Genomic DNA, 17,036 nt, shown 5'->3' with positions numbered 1-17,036 from the left:
CGGTCTCCATTGTTTCAAATACTGGGCGGATTCCCGCGATGTCCCTGTTTCCTCGTCGCGCCGTTATGACCGGCGCCTCCATCCTGCTCTTCCTCGGCCCTGCTCTCGCGGAAGAGACGACGCTTGCAGCCGGCGCGGGCTATCGGCGGCCGATTGCCGAAGTCGCCGCGGCCTATGAAAAGCAGTCGGGCGACAAGGTCCTCCAGATCTACGGCCACATGGGCCAGGTGCTGGCGCAGGCGCGCGAGAGCGGTCAGATCGCAATCGTCTGCGGGGATCGCAAGGTTCTCGAACGAGCCCAGGGCGCCACATTCGAGCGGATGGTCGGTCTCGGTTTCGGCAAGCTCGTGGTCGCCTATCGCAAAGGGTTGACGCTCCCCAAGGCCGGGGATCTCACCGGAGCGGAGTTCAAGCGCATCGGAATTCCGGATCAGGCCAATGCAATCTACGGCAAGGCCGGACGCCAGTTTCTGGAACGCAGCGCGCTCGCAGGAGCGATCGACCCAAGGTTGATAGCGGTCGCCACTGTCCCGCAGGTGACCGGCTACGTCGCCAGCGGCGAAGTCGATGCCGGCTTCGTCAACGCCACCGATGCGATCGGCGCGGCGGACAAGATCGGCGGCTTCGTGGCCGTCGATGCCAAGCTCTACGACCCGATCGAGATCGCCTGCGCCGTTCGCGCGCCGACGACCAGAACGGCCGAAGGGTTTGTCCATTTCCTGGAATCCGCGCAGGCCCGCGACATCCTGAGCCGGCACGGCCTGTAGCGCGCGATGCTCGAGGCGATCGTCGATGCGCTTCACGATCCGGCGCTGATCCGGCCGGCGGCGCTGTCTCTCGAAATCGCCGCTGCCACGCTCGTTCTGCATTTCATCCTCGGCACGATGATAGGCTGGGCGCTGGCCAGGCCGCGCTGGCCGGGCCGCACCTTGCTCGACGCGATCGTGACCATCCCGGTGGTATTTCCGCCGATCGCGCTGGGCTTCTTTCTGCTGCTGCTGCTCGGACGTCGCAGCCCGGTCGGGCAATGGTTCGACAGCAGTCTGGGACTGAGCTTCGTGTTCTCGGTCGAGGGTGTATTGCTGGCGTCAGTGATCGCCGGGCTGCCGCTGGTGGTGAAGCCGATCGAGGCGGCGATCGCGAGCGTGTCCCGGAGCCTCGGCGAGGCCTCCCGCACGCTCGGCCGCAGCGAACTCGACAGCTTTCTGTTCGTCGTCCTTCCCAATATACGCGGCGCCATCGTCGCCGGCCTCGTACTTGGGACCGCACGCTCACTCGGTGAGGTCGGCATCACCTTGATGCTCGGAGGCAATATCGTCGGCAAGACTAATACGATTTCGCTCGAGGTCTACAACGCCGTCTTCAACGGCGAGTACGAACGTGCCGCGGTGCTGTCCGGACTGCTCGGCCTGGTGTCGCTCGCGGTGTTCGCCGTCCTGCAGAAGGCCTCGAAACCGCTACCGAACTGAAAGGTGGCCCTGCGACGCAGCCCCCCACGAGACTGCTTCGTCGCTGCGGTGAAGTCGATCGCTATGTAATCGTCCCGACATCGTACCATTTGAGACGTTTGGTCGACCTTCAACTCTAGCCAGAGCGCGAACGGGAACCGAATCGCAACCGGCCGCTTGTGGTGATGGCAATTACGCCGCGAAGAGAGACGTCGGGTGCGTGACCATTTATCGACGAAAATTCTCGCTACTCCTCCCGGGGCTGCTGTTGTCGCCATCCCTGCCCACAACGAGGCCGACGCGATCCGTCGCTGCCTTGCGGCGTTGGCGATGCAGCGCGGCGATTCCGGTCGCCCGGTACCAGCCGGGGCGTTCGAGATTCTCGTCTACGCGAACAATTGCAGCGATAGCACCGCCGAGGTCGCGCGCGCCTTTGCATCCTGTATTCCACATCCGGTCATCGTGATCGAAGCGCAATTGCCGCCCAAACAACTCTCGGCGGGCGCAGCCCGCAAGACGGCGATGGATTTGGCTGCCGCAAGACTCCTTGAGCGCGGGGCAGCCGACGGACTGATCCTCACCACCGACGCCGATAGTCGCGTGGCGCCGAACTGGTTCGCCGCGACGATGAAAGAGTTGAAGCGCGGCGTCGATTGCGTTGCGGGTTATATCGATGCCGAACCGCTCGAACTGGTCGGGCTCGGGGCGGAATTTCTCGCGCGCGGCCGGCTCGAAGACACCTATCTCGGACTGATCGCCGAAATCGACGCCCGCTGCGATCCCCGCCGGCATGATCCCTGGCCGAACCATCGTGTATCCTCCGGCGCAAGTCTGGCCGTCACCTTGAGGGCCTATCAGGCTATCGGCGGATTGCCGCCGCGCCCGGTGGGCGAGGACATCGCCCTGACTGCGGCGCTCGAAACTGCGGGTTTCAAGGTCCGGCACTCGATGGCCGTTGCGGTGACGACATCTTGCCGTCTCGACGGTCGCGCGCAGGGCGGCGCGGCCGACACCATGCGGCTGCGTCACGCGATGCCGGACGCGCCCTGCGACGACGACCTCGAGCCGGCCTTGCGCGCCACCCGCCGCGCCATCTATCGCGGCCGCTTGCGTCGGCTGCTGGACAAGCAAAGGTCGCGCGCCTGGCACACGCAGGACATGCCGATCGAGCAGGTGACGCGAGCGGGCGCCGCGTTCGACGAGATGTGGCAGCAGCTCTGTCGCGACAATCCGGCTCTGCACCGTGGCGCGCCGCTGCGACCCTCCGATCTGCCGCGGCAGATTGCCATTGCGAAGATTGTTCTGCAGCATCTGCGGCTGCCGCTCAGTGCGCCGACAAGCGTTCCAGCCGATACGCCGCGTCGCGAACGATGGCTCGAACCGGCAGCCTGACGGCCACCGCACCCGCGAACTGATCACTGGCGGCTGTGCCTGTGAGCGGGTAGTCGGTTTCGCCGAGCCAATGGCACAAAATCACCTCGCCGTCGGGTCGAAGCGCGTTCGCGCAGAGCTCGGCCACGCGATGCAGGTCGTCGCGGTCGAAATAATACAGGACCTCCGACAGCACGATCAGGTCGAATTCGCCGGGCGGAAAATCCTGCGGCAACGTCGCGACGGCGAGAGTCACATTGGGAGGCTGTGTTTCGCGCGCCGCGGCGATCGCCGTGGAAGAGGCGTCAATCGCCAGCAAGGTGTCGCATCGCTGCGCCAGCAGGCCGGTGAGCACGCCGATCGAACAGCCGACTTCGAGCCCGCGACCATATCGCGGCCGCGCGAGCGCCTCGATGGTCGCCCGGTATTTCTCCCGCTCGTAGTCGCTGCTGCGAAAGCGCCACGGGTCGATGTCGGCGCGATATTTCTGTTCGAAATAATCGGGCGGGATGGTCGTGGTCTTGCGGCTCATGACGGCATCCGGATGAAATACTCGAATGGGCCGACGAATGGAGCGAGCGTCGTTTCGGTGAAGCGGAAGCCGTCCGGATCATCGTCGATCAGGTCGGTCATCTGCGAGACATGTGCGGCGATGGCGGCGCGCTTTTTGTCCTGGTACCTGGAGATGTCGAGCCGAAATCCCTGCGGCGGGGGACGGTCGATGGGAGTCGACGGGTCGAGATGCCAGCCCCAGATCGGATAGGCCCATAGCGCGAGATGTGGAAGCCGGCTCAGCACAGCGTCCGCCATGCGCGCCGCGGCGAGGTGGTCGCAATGCGGATCGCCGTCCCACGTTACGAACAGCGATTTGGCGCCCGAGCGGCCGCAGATCTCTGCGATGGCGTTCACAGCCGCTTCGAAAGGCGGCCCCGAGGTCGGCGCGTTGGTGTCCGGAAGCCCGAGATGGCGCATCTGGTCCGGCGCCACGCCCAGAAGCGATCCCGCGGCCTCGAACTCCGCGCGCCGGATTTCGATCAAACGCTGACGCGGATACAGCCGCGATCCCGGATGTGACCCGCCGCCGTCGGTGATGACGACAACATCTGCGCGCTCCCCCTCGGCGCAGGCCGACGCGATCAGCCCGCCCGCGCCCAGCGACTCGTCGTCCGGGTGCGGCGACAGCAGCACGAACGGCGCTCCGCCGGTGAGGTCATGCCGCGAGCCGAATGGTAATCGCCTGACCGCGTCGAGATAATCCGCCGCTGTCAATTCAGAAATCCCCCACCGGCTCGGAAGACGTCAGCCAGCTACGCGCGGCGTCGCTCATCGCAAGGTCCGGCACGGGTTGCCGCAGATAGGTCGCGAGATCGCGACAGATGCGCTCGACCGGGCTCGGACGAATGAACGAGGGAAGGCCGACGCCGCGTTGCACGGCTTCCATGATGTCGAGCGCCGAGCGCTCGGTGACCATGCGGGTCATGTTGGCAAAGCCGACGATGGCGGTCGCGTCCTTGTCGCCGCTCCCAAACCTCCGGGCAGCTTCTTCGACCCAGAACCGTGTCGTTCGGGCGGATGCCACGCAATCGGCGACCCGCTGAAGCTGATAGGGGTCTTCACCGCGTCCGCGCGAGACCAGATGATCCCGGAACAGTTCGACCAGCCGCTCCATCGCGCCGAGATGCGCGGCGCAAAAACGCCATGCGCCGCCGGAAAAATAAGGCTGACGCATGAAGTCACCGGCTACGCCGACGACCTCGTCTTCGCCGATACGAATTCCCGATAATTCAACAGCGCCCGTCGCGGTGGATCGCATCCCCTGCGCGCTCCAGCCGCTGAGATCGACAGGATGGTCCGGAGCGAGCCGCAACAAGCACATCAACTGATCGTCGCCCGCCTTGGCCGTCACGATCGGGCGTGTCACGAAGCCGGCGCCGGACGCGAGGATCTTGCGGCCGCGCAATTCGGTCGAAGCGCCGGCTCCGACGATCTTCAGGCCGGCGGCATCGTCTGCGCCCCAGACGCCACAGAGAGCGCCATTCGCGACATCCGCCGCGAGAGCGGCCATCTGCGCCTCCGTCCCGTAGCGGCAGACCAGCGAGATCGCGTTGACGTGACCTTCGAACAGCCGGCCGATCGACAGGTCGCCGCCGCCCACCATCCGTAACACCGTGCAGAGCGCGCCCTGCCGCTCGTTCTCACAAAGCCCTGAGCCACCGAGTCGCTCGGGAAAGGCCGCCATCGCCAGTCCCGACCGCCGAAATTCCGCCCACAGCGTGGAATCGATTGCGGCTGTGGCATCGGCCTTTTCGGCTTCGTCGAATGCCGTCCTTGCGAACAGCTCGGTTCGGTCGATCAGGGCCTGGGTGTGGGTCGGTGAAAGAATGGGGCTTACTCACGAAAAGGGTTTCGGGCTGATTCAGCAAATGAAGTCCGGGAAAGCGGTATGGTTCCCGCCGAAAAGGGGGACGACGTGCACGTAGCAGCGCTGCGCACATGGCATGCACACCTCGGCGCACAGATCCAGCCAGCGATCGGAGAAGGCGGCCTTCGCCCCGTTGTTTCGGCTGCTACCACATCGTCTGGCTGGCGCGTTCGGGCCAGGCCCGATCGTAGTCGTCGCCGCCGACGCGATTGTCGGTCATCGAGGCGAGAATCTGCCCCGGGGTCGGCAGCGTGGCCGCATCGACGTGCCTGGCGGGATTCCACAAATCGGAGCGCAGGATCGCGCGGCCGCACTGGAAGTAGATCTCCTCGATCGTCATCACCATCACGGTGCGCGGCGCCTTGCCCTTGACGCGGAATGTGTTCAGCAATTCAGCGTCGGCAGAGACGATGGCGCGCCCGTTGATCCGCAGCGCGTTGGTCGAGCCCGGGATCAGCAGCATCAGCGCCACGCGCGGATCGCGCACGACATTGCGCAGCGAATCGATCCGGTTGTTGCCGTGCCGATCGGGCAGCATCAGCGTCTTGTCGTCGTGAATATGGATGAATCCCGGCAGGTCACCGCGCGGCGAGCAATCGAGGCCTTCGGGACCGACGGTCGCCAACCCCGCGAACGGCGAGCGCTCGATCAGCGCGCGATAGGGCGGCGTGATCTTGTCCGCGACCTTCTCGGTCGAGGCGTCGTTCGGTACGCCGTAGAGCTGCTCGAGGTCGGCAATCGTGGTGATGGCGGATATCGTCATTGTGCAACTTCCCGTTCGGTCGGCGCCTCGTCGCGGACGATACGAAGAAGTTCGCGCGCATGATCGTCGCGGCTTGCAACATTGATGATCGTGAAATCGGCGTCGCTGCCGGCAGGGACTATCCGGCCGATCCGGTCGGCGATGACGCCGTCGCTGCCTCTCGCCCGCGCTGCAATCCGGCTGGCGAGTATCTCGGCCGGGGCGGTGACGAGCACGACGATCGCGTTCTGATAGCTCTGCCGTGCCTGCGCGATCACCATGCGCGAGACATTGGCGACCACGGTGCGGCCGGCGCGAAGGTCGTTGTCGATCGAGCGCAGCAGGCCGTAGCAATGGCCGTGCGCCTCCCAGTGCAGCGCGAATTCGCCGGCCGCGACCATTTTCCGGAACGCCTCGGGCGTACTCTGCAGATTGTCCTCTGCGGGCGAAGGCTCGCGGGTTACGACCCGCCGCGCAAAGGCGATGCTGCGCTCGCCGAGGCAGGCGGCCTTGGCGATGCCGAGCAGCGTGTCCTTTCCGGCGCCGCTCGGGCCGACCACCAGCACCAGCCGTCCGGGTCCGATCCGGCTGTCCTGTGCTGTGATGGGCGCGAGGTCGGTCATGCCACCCGATGTCCTTCGCGCCAGACGCTGCGCACCGCCGGAACGTCGTGGGCGACGTGGACGCGGATCAGGTCGGCGCGCTTGCCGACGGCGATCTCGCCGCGATCCGGCAGGCCGACCGCTTCGGCCGGTGCCTTGGTGACGGTACGCACGGCGGCCGCGAGATCGATCGCCGGCGCGCGCAGCGGCAATTGCAGCGCCGCCATCAGCAGGCTCGACGGGATGTAGTCCGACGACAAGATGTCCAACAGTCCCTCGCGCGCCAGATCGATCGCGGCGATGTTGCCGGAATGCGAGCCGCCGCGCACCACGTTCGGCGCGCCCATCAGGATGTCGATGCCGGCTTCGTGCAGTCCCCGGGCGGCTTCCAGCGTGGTCGGAAATTCGGCCACCGCAACCCGGTCGCGGATCGCGTCGGTGACGTTTTCATCGGTGGTGTCGTCGTGGCTCGCCAGCGGGATTTCGTGTTGTTGCGCCAGCGCGACGATCGCGCGCATATTGGCGTCGGCGTAGGTCTCCTTGCAATACAGCCGCCGCGCGAACATCACGTCGAGCTCGGCGTCGGTCATGCCGGCGCCCTTGCCGCGATAGTAATCGCGCAGTTTCTCTTCGTCGCGAAACTGCCGCTGGCCGGGCGTGTGGTCCATCAGCGACATCAGCCGCACGTCGGGGCGGCCGATCAACTCCCTGGCCTCGTCGACCACATTGGGCATCGGGATTTCGCAGCGCAGATGCAGGAAGTGCTCGGCGCGCAGCAGATTGGCGTCGCGCGCGTCGCTGATCGCCTGGGCGAGCACACCGGCCTGGCCGTCGACGTCTTCGGCGCCTTCCTCGCGCCAGACCCGCAGCGAATCCAGCACCGTGGTGATGCCGCAGGTCGCGAGCTGGCCGTCATAGGACACCACGGCGGCGACCGGATTCCACTGCACCTTCGGCCTCGGCATGTAGTGCGCTTCGAGATGGTCGGTGTGCAGCTCGATCAGCCCGGGCATCACCAGATCGCCGCCCATGTCGTGGCTGCCGGCGGGGAAGCCGCTGTCGCCGATCCCGGCGATGCGGCCGTTCTCGATCGCGAGCCAGCCGCGCTCGATCACCCGGTCGGCGAGCACGATGCGGGCGTTGCGCAGAACGAATTCGGAATTGGTCGTCATCACTCTCTCGTCTCTCTTCAGGCCGCTGCGGCGAAACTCGCGACGTCGATCAGCCGGTCGGCGATCCGGGCGCGCACCTCGTCGTCGTGGACAATAGCGATCATCGCGACGTCGTCGCGCTTCTTCTCGGCGATCAGGCTCATCACCACCTCGCGATTGGCGGCATCGAGCGAGGCGGTCGGCTCGTCGAGCAACAGAACCGGAAAATGCGCGATAAAGCCGCGGGCGATGTTGACGCGTTGCTGCTCGCCGCCGGAGAACGTCGCCGGCGGCAGCGACCACAGCCGCTCGGCGATGTTCAGCCGCTTCAGCAACTCGCCGGCGCGCCCGCGCGCTTCAGTCTTGGCAATGCCGCTCGCAACCAGCGGCTCGGCAACGACGTCGATCGCCGCCACCCGCGGCACCGCGCGCAAAAACTGGCTGACATAGCCGATCGTGTCGCGGCGCAGCTCCAGCACCTGCCGCGGCTCCGCGGTGGCGAGGTCGATCGTCGCGCCGCGATGCAGGATGTCGATGCGGCCGGCGTCGCAGCGATAATTGCCGAAGATCATCTTCAGGATCGAAGATTTTCCGGCGCCGGAGGGCCCGGCCAGAACGACACATTCGCCGGCGTCGACGTGGAACGACACGCCGCGCACCACGGGCAGCCGCACGCCGCCCTGCAGATGCATGACGAAGGTCTTCTCGGCATTGCCGAGTTGGATCATCGCGGACATTGGCTGGCTCATGGCGGCAGGATCGAGGCGACGAGAAGCTGGGTGTAGGGCTCGTGCGGATCGTCGAGCACCTGATCGGTGAGGCCGGTCTCGATCACGCGGCCACCCTGCATCACCATCACCCGATGCGACAACAGTCGCGCGACCGCGAGATCATGCGTGACGACGACAGCCGCAAGCCCGAGATCGGTGACGAGACTACGCAAGAGATCGAGCAGCCGCGCCTGCACCGAGACGTCCAAGCCGCCGGTCGGCTCGTCCATGAACATCAATCGTGGTTCGGTGACGAGATTGCGCGCGATCTGCAGCCGCTGCCGCATGCCGCCGGAGTAAGTCCGCGGCGCGTCGTCGATGCGGTCGAGCCCGATCTCGACGCGCGACAGCCAGGACGACGCGGTGTCGCGGATACGGCCGTAGTGATTCCAGCCGACCGCCATCAGCCGCTCGCCGACATTGGCGCCGGCCGATACTGCCATGCGAAGGCCCTGCGCCGGGTCCTGATGCACGTAGCCCCAGTCGGTGCGGAACAGAAAGCGCCGCTCCGCTTCGCCGAGCGCAGCGAGATCGCGCAGCACGCCGTCGCGCATCCGGTACGAGACGTGGCCCGCGCTCGGCGCGAGTTGCGCGGAGAGCATCTGCAGCAGCGTCGATTTGCCGGAGCCGCTCTCGCCGACGATCGCCAGCACTTCGCCCGGATACAGCTTGAACGAGATGTCGCGGCAGGCCTGCAGCCGGCCGTAGGATTTGGCCAGATCTTCGGCGACCAGCAGCGGCTGATCCTGCGCAATCGGGGAGGTGCGATCAAGCATCGGTTCGCTCCTGATGCGGCGCGCTTTCGCTGCCGCGATGGCCCTGTGCCTGCCGCGTCTCGCAGTAATCGGTGTCGGAGCAAACGAACATCCGGCCGCCGCAATCGTCGGTGACGATCTCGTCGAGATAGGACTCCTCCGATCCACACAGCGCGCAGGGCGCGTTCTGCCGATAGCGCGTGAACGGATGGTCCTCGAAGTCGAGCGACACCACCTGCGTATAGGGCGGGATCGCGTAGATCCGCTTCTCGCGGCCGGCGCCGAACAATTGCAGCGCCGGGCAATCGTCCATCTTCGGATTGTCGAATTTTGGCGTCGGCGACGGGTCCATCACGTAGCGCGAATTGACCTTCACCGGATAGGCGTAGGAGGTCGCGATGTGGCCGAATTTGGCGATGTCCTCGTAGAGCTTGACGTGCATCAGCCCGTATTCGGCGAGCGCGTGCATCCGCCGCGTTTCGGTCTCGCGCGGCTCGAGGAAGCGCAGCGGCTCCGGGATCGGCACCTGATACACCAGCACCTGGCCTTCGTGCAGCGGCGCTTCCGGAATCCGGTGCCGCGTCTGGATCACGCTGGCTTCGGCCGTGCTGGTGGTGGTGGCGACGCCTGCTGTCTTGGCGAAGAACTTGCGGATCGAAATCGCATTGGTGGTGTCGTCCGAGCCCTGGTCGATCACCTTCAACACGTCGTCGGGGCCGAGGATTGCGGCAGTGACCTGCACGCCGCCGGTGCCCCAGCCATAGGGCATCGGCATCTCGCGGCTGGCGAACGGCACCTGATAGCCGGGGATTGCGATCGCCTTCAGGATGGCGCGGCGGATCATCCGCTTGGTCTGCTCGTCGAGATAGGCGAAGTTGTATTGTGGCGCGTTCATTCCGCGGCCTCCCGCAACGGCTCGGATCGTTCGGCGGCATCGACAAAGTCCTGCCGCAGCCGGCGGATCAGTCCGAGCTCGGACTGGAAGTCGACATAATGCGGCAGCTTCAGATGTTCGACGAAGCCGGTCGCCTGCACGTTATCCGAATGCGACAGCACGAATTCCTCATCCTGCGCCGGCGCCAGCGCCTCCTCGCCGAGTTCGCGCGCCCGCAGTGCGCGGTCGACCAGCGCCATCGCCATGGTCTTGCGCTCGCTCTGGCCAAAGGCGAGGCCGTAGCCGCGGGTGAAGCAGGGCGGCTCTGTGGCCGAGCCCTTGAACTGATTGACCATCTGGCATTCGGTCAGCGCGATGCTGCCGAGCGGCACCGCGAAGCCGACGTCTTCGGCGACGAACTCCAGCTCGACCTCGCCGAAGCGGATTTCGCCGGCGAACGGATGCGTCCGGCCGTAGCCGCGCTGGGTCGAGTAGCCGAGCGCGAGCAGAAAGCCCTCGTCGCCGCGCGCCAGATTTTGCAGCCGCAGATCGCGGTCGGCCGGAAAGTTCAGCGGCTCGCGGGTGAGGTCGCCGACCGGTGCATCGGCGTCCGGCACGGGCGAGGGTTCGATCAGCCCGTCGCGGCCGAGGATATCGGTGACCCGTGGCATCGCTTCGTTTGACATCTCCGCACTCGCCGGATGGTCAGGCTCGCCGCCTGCGGCGAGTTGCGGGTCGAGCAGCCGGTGGGTGTAGTCGAAGGTCGGCCCGAGGATCTGCCCGCCGGGAATGTCCTTGAAGGTCGAGGACACCCGCCGCCGCACCTGCATCGCGCCGGTGTCGAGCGCTTCGGTGGCGCCGAACCGCGGCAGCGTCGCGCGGAAGGCGCGCAGCAGGAAGATCGCCTCGATCAGATCGCCGCGCGCCTGCTTGATCGCCAGCGCCGCCAGTTCGCGGTCGTACAGCGAGCCTTCGACCATCACCCGATCGACGCCGAGCGCGAGCTGTTCGGAGATTTGCGACAGCGTCAGTTCAGGCACGGCGCGGTCGCCGCGGCGCTCGTGCGCCAGCAGCCGGTGGGCGTTGTCGATGGCGCGCTCGCCACCCTTGACGGCGACATACATCAGTAGCCTCCCTTGGCGACGAGCCGCGTGGTGCGCGGGATCGCGACGATCGTGTCGCTGGCGACCAGGATCAGATCGACGCCGCGCGGAAACAGCGCGTGGTTGGCTTCGTGCTGTGACACGAGGCCTTCCGGCAGCGGCGCACACAGGGCCGCCATCCCGCGGATGCCGGGGCCGCTCAGCTCGAACGCCGCGCCTTCCTCCAGACTCTCGAGCTGCAGGACCAGCGTGGTCGAGCGATCCGGATAGTCGTTGCTGCCGAGCGCGAAGCGATCGAGAGCCGGCATTGTTTCAGGCGCGGCAATCAGCGCGAACACAGCGGCTTCGGGCGCTTCGACGATCGGCGCGGACGTGTGAAACCTCAGCCATTGCATCACGGCGGGCGTGTTCGCCGTGGCGTCGAGCCACAGCGGCGTATCATGATCGAACAGCGTCAGCGCGATCGCTGCGGTCGCCGGCGTCAGCGGCGCCGGCACGTGACCGAGTTCGGCATCGAGCCGCTGCAGCGTGCCCGGCCGCGCCATCGCCTGCATCACCGCGCGGAACGTCGCCTGCGCCGATGTAACTTTGTCGGCGAAGCCTGCGGACAATTCGACCGTTTCGATCATCATCAACCCTCGCCTCGCACAAGAGTATAAAAATCGACCTTGGTCGCCGCAGTCTGTTCGGCCTTGCGCTGCCGCGCCGCTGCCTGCTCGGCTCGCAGCGGGGCCAGCACCTTAGTCTCGATTGTCGCGGCATAGTCGCGGCGCTGGATCAGCGCGTCGCACAGCGCGATCAGCCGCGCCTTGTCGCGGTCGCGGCCGAGCGTGTAGCCGAAGCCGCATTCGCCGCTGTCGAGCCGCACCGCCGCCCGCGTCACGGTCGCTTCGCCGAGATTGAAGGCGGCGCCGTCGCCGCCGACCCGGCCGCGGACCATCACCAGGCCGTTCTCCGGCTCGCGCAGCGTCTCGTTCGCAGGCAGTTCCAACCCCGACAGCCGCGCCGCAATCTGCTCCGCCTCGGCATGAACCAGCACGGCCATCGCCGCCTGCCGGGTCTGGGGACCGGATTCGAAGGATGTCGTCATCTTGACTCTAGCCCGCATCAAGTTGTCTGTGATAATAGACAACTTGATAAAGCCGCGCCATGACTTTTTGATGACGGCGCGACGAAATCGCGCGGCCGGGACGACGATCGAACGGATGTGGATGGATGACGACTCTAGAACCGGATTCGGGCGTCGCGCTGTGGCGCAAGGTGGCCGATTCGATCGAGCGCGGGATCGCTGACGGCCACTACGCGGCAGGCGAGAAGCTGCCCGGAGAGGTCGAAATCGCGCAGGCGCATCGCGTCAATCGCCACACCGTCCGTCGCGCGCTGGCGGCGCTCGCCGAACGGGGGCTGGTCCGCGCCGAACGCGGCAGCGGCACCTATGTCGAGACCTCGCGGATCGCCTATCCGCTGCGCTCGCGGACGCGGTTCTCCGAAATCGTCGGCGCCGGCGGCCACGAGCCGCGCGGTCGATTGCTGGCGGCGAGCCGTGAAGCGGCGACCAAGGATCTGGCGCGGCAGCTCGACCTTGCGGCGGGCGCGCCGCTCATCCGCATCGAGGGGCTGCGGCTCGCCGACCGCGCGCCGATCTGCGTCGGAACCACCTGGTGCTCGGCCGAGCGCTTCCCGGAGGCCGAAACCTTGTATCGCCGCTTCGGCTCGATGACCAAGGTGCTGGCGCAGTACGGTGTCTGCGACTATCGCCGCGCCTCGACCCGGATCACCGCGGCGATTGCCGACGCCGGCGATGCGGCGCGGCTCGATCTTGGGATCGGCCGTCCGGTGCTGATCGTCGAGGCGCTGGACGTCGACGGCGAGGGGCGCCCGCTGCTGGCGATCCGCTCCCGCTTCGCCGCGGAACGGGTCCAGTTCGTGGTCGAGACGGAGTAGCTCCGTTCCGTCGCTTCGCACCGCCCACAATCGTCATCGCCCGCGAAAGCGGGCGAGCCAGTATTCCAGCGAGTCGGCGCATCATTTGCGATGCCGCGGAATACTGGATCCTCCGCATTCGCGGAGGATGACGTCCGAAATGGCGGAAGAAAAAGGAGGAATGGCGACTGCCGTCACACGACTGCGCGGCGACCGATGATCGCGAAGCGCAGCTTGCCGGACAGCCAGTCGATCGCCGCCACCGCGATCATGATCAGCATGATCAGGAACGACACTTTCTGCCACTCCAGGACGCGGATCTGCTCGGCGAGCTGCAAGCCGATGCCGCCGGCGCCGACGATGCCGATGATGGTGGCCGAGCGCGTGTTGGATTCGAAATAGTACAGCACCTGGCTGGCGAGGATCGGGATCACCTGCGGCAGCAGACCAAAGCGGATGCTGTGGACGTGCGATCCACCGGTCGCCTTGACGCCTTCGATCGATCGCTTGTCGGCGGTTTCGAAAGCTTCGGAAAACAATTTGCCGAAGGTGCCGAAATCGCTGCACATCACCGCGAGAATGCCGGCGAACGGGCCGAGACCGACGACGCCGACCCAGATCAGTGCCCAGATCAGCGTGTCGACGCCGCGCACCGTGTCGAGCCCGCGTCGGGTGACGAGTTGCAGCACGCGGCTGCCGACGACGTTGCGCGCGGCCAGAAACGAAACGGGAAATGCCAGCACCGCGCCGCCGAGCGTGCCGAGGAAGGCGATCGCGATGGTTTCGCCCATCGCGTTCAGATAGATCTTCGCCTGCGCCCAGGAGCCGGGATCGGGCGGCAGCATCATCCCGGTGAATTCGACCAGCCGGATCGAGCCGCTGATCAGACGGTCGAACGGAATCTCGAGCCTGATCAGCCCGAACACGAACAGCGCCGCCATTACGGCGAGACCGCCGATCACTCGGCCGCGCCGCCACCAGTCGATCCCGAACTGATCCGGAAAGCGACGGACGATTTCGGCCTGATCGTCGAAATTCAGCGCCCTGCGCGTGTCGGTCATCGGCTTTCCCGCCCGATCAGACGATGACGGACCGCCTCTGTGCCGTAATCGATCGTCATCACTGCGATGATGATCAGCATCAAGATGGCGCTGACGTCGGTGTAGTAGAATTTGCGGACCGCCTCGATCAGGTCCTGCCCGATGCCGCCGGCGCCGACGAAACCCATTACGGCAGCGCCGCGGACGTTGATCTCGAAGCGCAGCAAGGCGTAACTGACGAAATTCGACAGCACCTGCGGCACCACCGCAAAGCGCACCATCTCCACCCAGTTGCCGCCCGAGGCGACGACGCCGTCGATCGGTTCGTCGTCGATATTTTCGACGACTTCGGCGAACAATTTACCGAGCGCCCCGGTGGTGTGGATCGCGATCGCCAGCACGCCCGGCAGCGGCCCGAGTCCGAAGGCCAGCACGAACACCAGCGCAAAGACGAGCTCCGGAACGGTGCGGCAGATCTCCAGAAATCGGCGGGTCACGAACACCATGGTGCGCGAGCGGACCAGATTGGCGGAGGCCAGGAAGCACAGCACGAAACCGGCGATGGCGCCGATCAAAGTGCCGACATAGGCGATCAGCAGAGTGTCGAGCAGCAGCCCGGTCCAGCGCTTCAGCCCCCACAGCCATTCGGCGAGGTCGGCCCACAGCGTGCCGAGCGACAGCGTCGGCATGATCGAAACGAAATAGGATGGGAAGCGCCAGAAATTGTCCGCGAACTTCGCCGGGTCGACTTCGCCCATCCACGCCGCCGCGACGATCGCAGCGACCAGGATGGCCGCGCCAATTGCGGTGCGGCGGCGTTTGGCCGACACCGCGTCCTCATAGTGATCCATGAGGTGACGCAACTGAGCGTCGGGCAGTTCCGAAACAACCGCTGGCATCCACTATCCTGGCAAAAAGAGGGCGGCCGTGAAGGCCGCCCGTTTCAGTCGATCGTGTCGGCTCAGGATTTGCTCTTGCGCAGGGTGTCGACGAATTTCGTCAGATCGATGACCGGCTGATAGGCCTTGTGATCGACCGCCTCATAAGGCTTGCCCTTGCCTTCGTAGATTTTGTTGAAGGTTTCCGGATCGTCGGTCGCCAGATCGAGGACGGCCTTGCGGATCGCCGCCTTCAGGTCCGCCGGCAGGTCGGTGAGATAGGCCATCGGCGAATTCACGATCTGGTCGGACTTCAGGATGACGCGGAAATCGGCCGCCTTGGCCATGCCCTTGCGGTCCATCCGCAGCAGGTTGGATTCGGCTTCGGTGTTCCACCAGTTGAATGCGGCGTCGCAGGTGCCCTGCGCGACGCCGATCACGGCGTTCTCGTGGCTGCCGGCGTAGATCACCTTGCCGAAGAACTTGTCCGGATCGATCGACAGCTTGTTCATCTCGAAGCGGGGGACGTTGTTGCCCGAGGTCGAATTCGGATCGACCAGGCAAAGGTTCTTGCCCTTCAGGTCCTGAATGCTCTTGTAGGGCGACTCCGTCTTCACGTAGAGGACCGAGTAGTACCCTTTGCTGCCGTCATTGTTCACTTCGATGGCGAAAGGTTCGACCTTGGCGCCGATCAGATAGGCGCGGGCATAGGATGCCGGACCGTACATCGCGATCTGGATGTTCCCGGAGCGCTGGCCTTCGATCACGGCGGCATAGTCGTTGGCGATCCGCAGCGTCACCTTGGTGCCGAGCTTCTTCGACAGATACTCCGTCAGCGGCGTCCAGCGGGTGGTGGTGCCAGAGGCGTTCTCGTCCGGCACCTTGCCGAACACCAGTTCCGGATATTTCGACTTCCAATCCTGGGCCGGAGCGGCCGAGGCGGTCAAAGCCAGCGCGAGGGCGCCTGCGAGAACGGTGCTGAACTTGATCATGGTGTGACGGGCCTTTTCGGGTGGACATGAACGGCAAGCCTCGAACGATGCTTCGAACGAGGGTGAGGTGATGCGCGATCGGGGGCGGCTCTTGCCGCCGGTTCATCCGGTGGCGACGGCCTGGGCGTAAGCGGGCAGGGCGGGCAAGGTGGGAACGACCGGCGCGTGATGGTCTGCACCCATGACGTCGTTGGCTTCGAGATCGTACAGCTCCCGCGCGACCCGGTCGGTGAGTTCGGCCGGCGCGCCATCGAACACCACGCGTCCGGCCGCCATCCCGATCAGCCGATCGCAGTAGACCCGCGCCAGATCGAGCGAGTGCAGATTGCAGATCACGGTGATGCCGAAGTGCTTGTTGATGCGCAGCAGCGCATCCATCACGATCTTGGTGTTGCGGGGATCGAGCGACGCGATCGGCTCGTCGGACAGCACGATGTCCGGCTGCTGCACCAGCGCCCGCGCGATCGCGACCCGTTGCTGCTGGCCGCCGGACAATTGGTCGGCGCGCTGCGCTGCGAAAGGCGCCATGTCGAACTGATCCAGCGCCGACATCGCCAGCGCGCGATCCTTCTCCGGCCAGGCCTGCGCCAGCGACCGCCAGGCGGGCATATGCGCCAGCCGTCCCATCAGCACGTTGGTCAACACGTCGAGCCGGCCGACGAGATTGAACTGCTGAAAGATCATGGCGGACCGCGCCCGCCACTGGCGGAGTTCACGGCCCTGCAGCGCGGTGACGTCGACGCCCTCGAACAGAATGCGGCCTTCGGAAGGCTCCGCAAGCCTGTTCAGCATCCGCAACAAGGTCGATTTGCCGGCGCCGGATCGGCCGATCACGCCGATGAAGCTGCCGCGCTCGATGGCGAAGGAAGCGTTGTCCACGGCGGCATGGTTGCCGAACCGGCAGGTGAGACCTTCAACTACCAGCATGCGCTGCTCCTGGAGCTTGTTGAGCATATCGGTAGCGC

General features: G+C 65.8%; 20 protein-coding genes. 4 read left to right on the top strand and 16 right to left on the bottom strand.

Going from position 1 to position 17,036, the window contains the following annotated elements; genetic code table 11:
- Positions 1-38 precede the first annotated feature (38 nt).
- The 3 genes from modA to ACTZWT_RS03545 all read left to right on the top strand — a co-directional run bounded on the left by modA (position 39) and on the right by ACTZWT_RS03545 (position 2,840).
- Positions 39-767: a molybdate ABC transporter substrate-binding protein gene (gene modA / locus ACTZWT_RS03555; RefSeq protein ID WP_444768325.1), complete on the top strand. Its 729-nt coding sequence runs from the start codon at positions 39-41 to the stop codon at positions 765-767.
- Positions 768-773: 6 nt separating this feature from the next.
- Positions 774-1,469, top strand: a complete 696-nt coding sequence (modB, locus tag ACTZWT_RS03550; RefSeq protein ID WP_444768324.1) for a molybdate ABC transporter permease subunit — start codon at positions 774-776, stop codon at positions 1,467-1,469.
- Between the two features lie 195 nt (positions 1,470-1,664).
- Complete coding sequence (locus ACTZWT_RS03545; RefSeq protein WP_444768323.1) at positions 1,665-2,840, top strand: glycosyltransferase; 1,176 nt, start codon at positions 1,665-1,667, stop codon at positions 2,838-2,840.
- Here ACTZWT_RS03545 and ACTZWT_RS03540 read toward each other — a convergent pair.
- The 12 genes from ACTZWT_RS03540 to phnG all read right to left on the bottom strand — a co-directional run bounded on the left by ACTZWT_RS03540 (position 2,773) and on the right by phnG (position 12,328).
- The gene (locus ACTZWT_RS03540) at positions 2,773-3,351 is read right to left on the bottom strand and encodes a class I SAM-dependent DNA methyltransferase (RefSeq protein WP_444768322.1); all 579 of its coding nucleotides are present in this window, start codon (positions 3,349-3,351) and stop codon (positions 2,773-2,775) included. The genes ACTZWT_RS03545 and ACTZWT_RS03540 overlap by 68 nt on opposite strands.
- Positions 3,348-4,007, bottom strand: coding sequence for a PIG-L deacetylase family protein (locus tag ACTZWT_RS03535; RefSeq protein WP_444768321.1), 660 nt, complete (start codon positions 4,005-4,007; stop codon positions 3,348-3,350). The genes ACTZWT_RS03540 and ACTZWT_RS03535 overlap by 4 nt, the downstream gene beginning before the upstream one ends.
- A gap of 82 nt (positions 4,008-4,089) precedes the next feature.
- Complete coding sequence (locus ACTZWT_RS03530) at positions 4,090-5,172, bottom strand: acyl-CoA dehydrogenase family protein (protein WP_444768464.1); 1,083 nt, start codon at positions 5,170-5,172, stop codon at positions 4,090-4,092.
- 214 nt (positions 5,173-5,386) lie between these two features.
- Complete coding sequence (locus tag ACTZWT_RS03525) at positions 5,387-5,998, bottom strand: pyridoxamine 5'-phosphate oxidase family protein (protein ID WP_444768463.1); 612 nt, start codon at positions 5,996-5,998, stop codon at positions 5,387-5,389.
- A gap of 2 nt (positions 5,999-6,000) precedes the next feature.
- Entirely contained in the window at positions 6,001-6,606 is a 606-nt protein-coding gene (gene phnN / locus ACTZWT_RS03520) for a phosphonate metabolism protein/1,5-bisphosphokinase (PRPP-forming) PhnN (protein WP_444768320.1), read from the bottom strand.
- Positions 6,603-7,757, bottom strand: a complete 1,155-nt coding sequence (locus tag ACTZWT_RS03515; RefSeq protein WP_444768319.1) for an alpha-D-ribose 1-methylphosphonate 5-triphosphate diphosphatase — start codon at positions 7,755-7,757, stop codon at positions 6,603-6,605. Before ACTZWT_RS03515 ends, phnN begins: the two co-directional genes overlap by 4 nt.
- Before the next feature lie 17 nt (positions 7,758-7,774).
- The gene (phnL, locus tag ACTZWT_RS03510) at positions 7,775-8,473 is read right to left on the bottom strand and encodes a phosphonate C-P lyase system protein PhnL (protein WP_444768318.1); all 699 of its coding nucleotides are present in this window, start codon (positions 8,471-8,473) and stop codon (positions 7,775-7,777) included.
- 8 nt (positions 8,474-8,481) lie between these two features.
- Positions 8,482-9,282, bottom strand: coding sequence for a phosphonate C-P lyase system protein PhnK (gene phnK, locus ACTZWT_RS03505; RefSeq protein WP_444768317.1), 801 nt, complete (start codon positions 9,280-9,282; stop codon positions 8,482-8,484).
- On the bottom strand, positions 9,275-10,156 hold the full coding sequence (locus ACTZWT_RS03500) for an alpha-D-ribose 1-methylphosphonate 5-phosphate C-P-lyase PhnJ (protein WP_444768316.1): 882 nt from the start codon (positions 10,154-10,156) through the stop codon (positions 9,275-9,277). Before ACTZWT_RS03500 ends, phnK begins: the two co-directional genes overlap by 8 nt.
- The gene (locus ACTZWT_RS03495) at positions 10,153-11,259 is read right to left on the bottom strand and encodes a carbon-phosphorus lyase complex subunit PhnI (protein ID WP_444768315.1); all 1,107 of its coding nucleotides are present in this window, start codon (positions 11,257-11,259) and stop codon (positions 10,153-10,155) included. Before ACTZWT_RS03495 ends, ACTZWT_RS03500 begins: the two co-directional genes overlap by 4 nt.
- The gene (gene phnH, locus ACTZWT_RS03490) at positions 11,259-11,867 is read right to left on the bottom strand and encodes a phosphonate C-P lyase system protein PhnH (protein WP_444768462.1); all 609 of its coding nucleotides are present in this window, start codon (positions 11,865-11,867) and stop codon (positions 11,259-11,261) included. Before phnH ends, ACTZWT_RS03495 begins: the two co-directional genes overlap by 1 nt.
- 2 nt (positions 11,868-11,869) lie before the next feature.
- Positions 11,870-12,328, bottom strand: coding sequence for a phosphonate C-P lyase system protein PhnG (gene phnG / locus ACTZWT_RS03485; protein ID WP_444768314.1), 459 nt, complete (start codon positions 12,326-12,328; stop codon positions 11,870-11,872).
- A 125-nt stretch (positions 12,329-12,453) separates the two neighbouring features.
- Here phnG and phnF point away from each other — a divergent pair, with 125 nt between their 5' ends.
- Positions 12,454-13,182, top strand: coding sequence for a phosphonate metabolism transcriptional regulator PhnF (phnF, locus tag ACTZWT_RS03480; RefSeq protein ID WP_444768313.1), 729 nt, complete (start codon positions 12,454-12,456; stop codon positions 13,180-13,182).
- 173 nt (positions 13,183-13,355) lie between these two features.
- Here the strand turns inward: phnF and phnE (ACTZWT_RS03475) are convergent, their stop codons facing one another.
- The 4 genes from phnE (ACTZWT_RS03475) to phnC form a co-directional block, all read right to left on the bottom strand.
- Positions 13,356-14,222, bottom strand: coding sequence for a phosphonate ABC transporter, permease protein PhnE (gene phnE / locus ACTZWT_RS03475; protein WP_011442964.1), 867 nt, complete (start codon positions 14,220-14,222; stop codon positions 13,356-13,358).
- The gene (gene phnE / locus ACTZWT_RS03470) at positions 14,219-15,100 is read right to left on the bottom strand and encodes a phosphonate ABC transporter, permease protein PhnE (RefSeq protein ID WP_444768312.1); all 882 of its coding nucleotides are present in this window, start codon (positions 15,098-15,100) and stop codon (positions 14,219-14,221) included. The genes phnE (ACTZWT_RS03475) and phnE (ACTZWT_RS03470) overlap by 4 nt, the downstream gene beginning before the upstream one ends.
- A 62-nt stretch (positions 15,101-15,162) precedes the next feature.
- Positions 15,163-16,071 (bottom strand): phosphonate ABC transporter substrate-binding protein, encoded by a 909-nt coding sequence (gene phnD, locus ACTZWT_RS03465; protein WP_444768311.1) that lies wholly within the window; start codon positions 16,069-16,071, stop codon positions 15,163-15,165.
- Between the two features lie 102 nt (positions 16,072-16,173).
- Positions 16,174-16,998 (bottom strand): phosphonate ABC transporter ATP-binding protein, encoded by an 825-nt coding sequence (gene phnC / locus ACTZWT_RS03460; RefSeq protein ID WP_444768310.1) that lies wholly within the window; start codon positions 16,996-16,998, stop codon positions 16,174-16,176.
- Between the last annotated feature and the right edge of the window lie 38 nt (positions 16,999-17,036).

The organism is Rhodopseudomonas sp. NSM, from assembly GCF_052445935.1.
GTDB lineage: Bacteria > Pseudomonadota > Alphaproteobacteria > Rhizobiales > Xanthobacteraceae > Rhodopseudomonas.
Note: the sequence above shows the minus strand (reverse complement) of the source record. Positions and strands in the feature narration are given on the sequence as shown.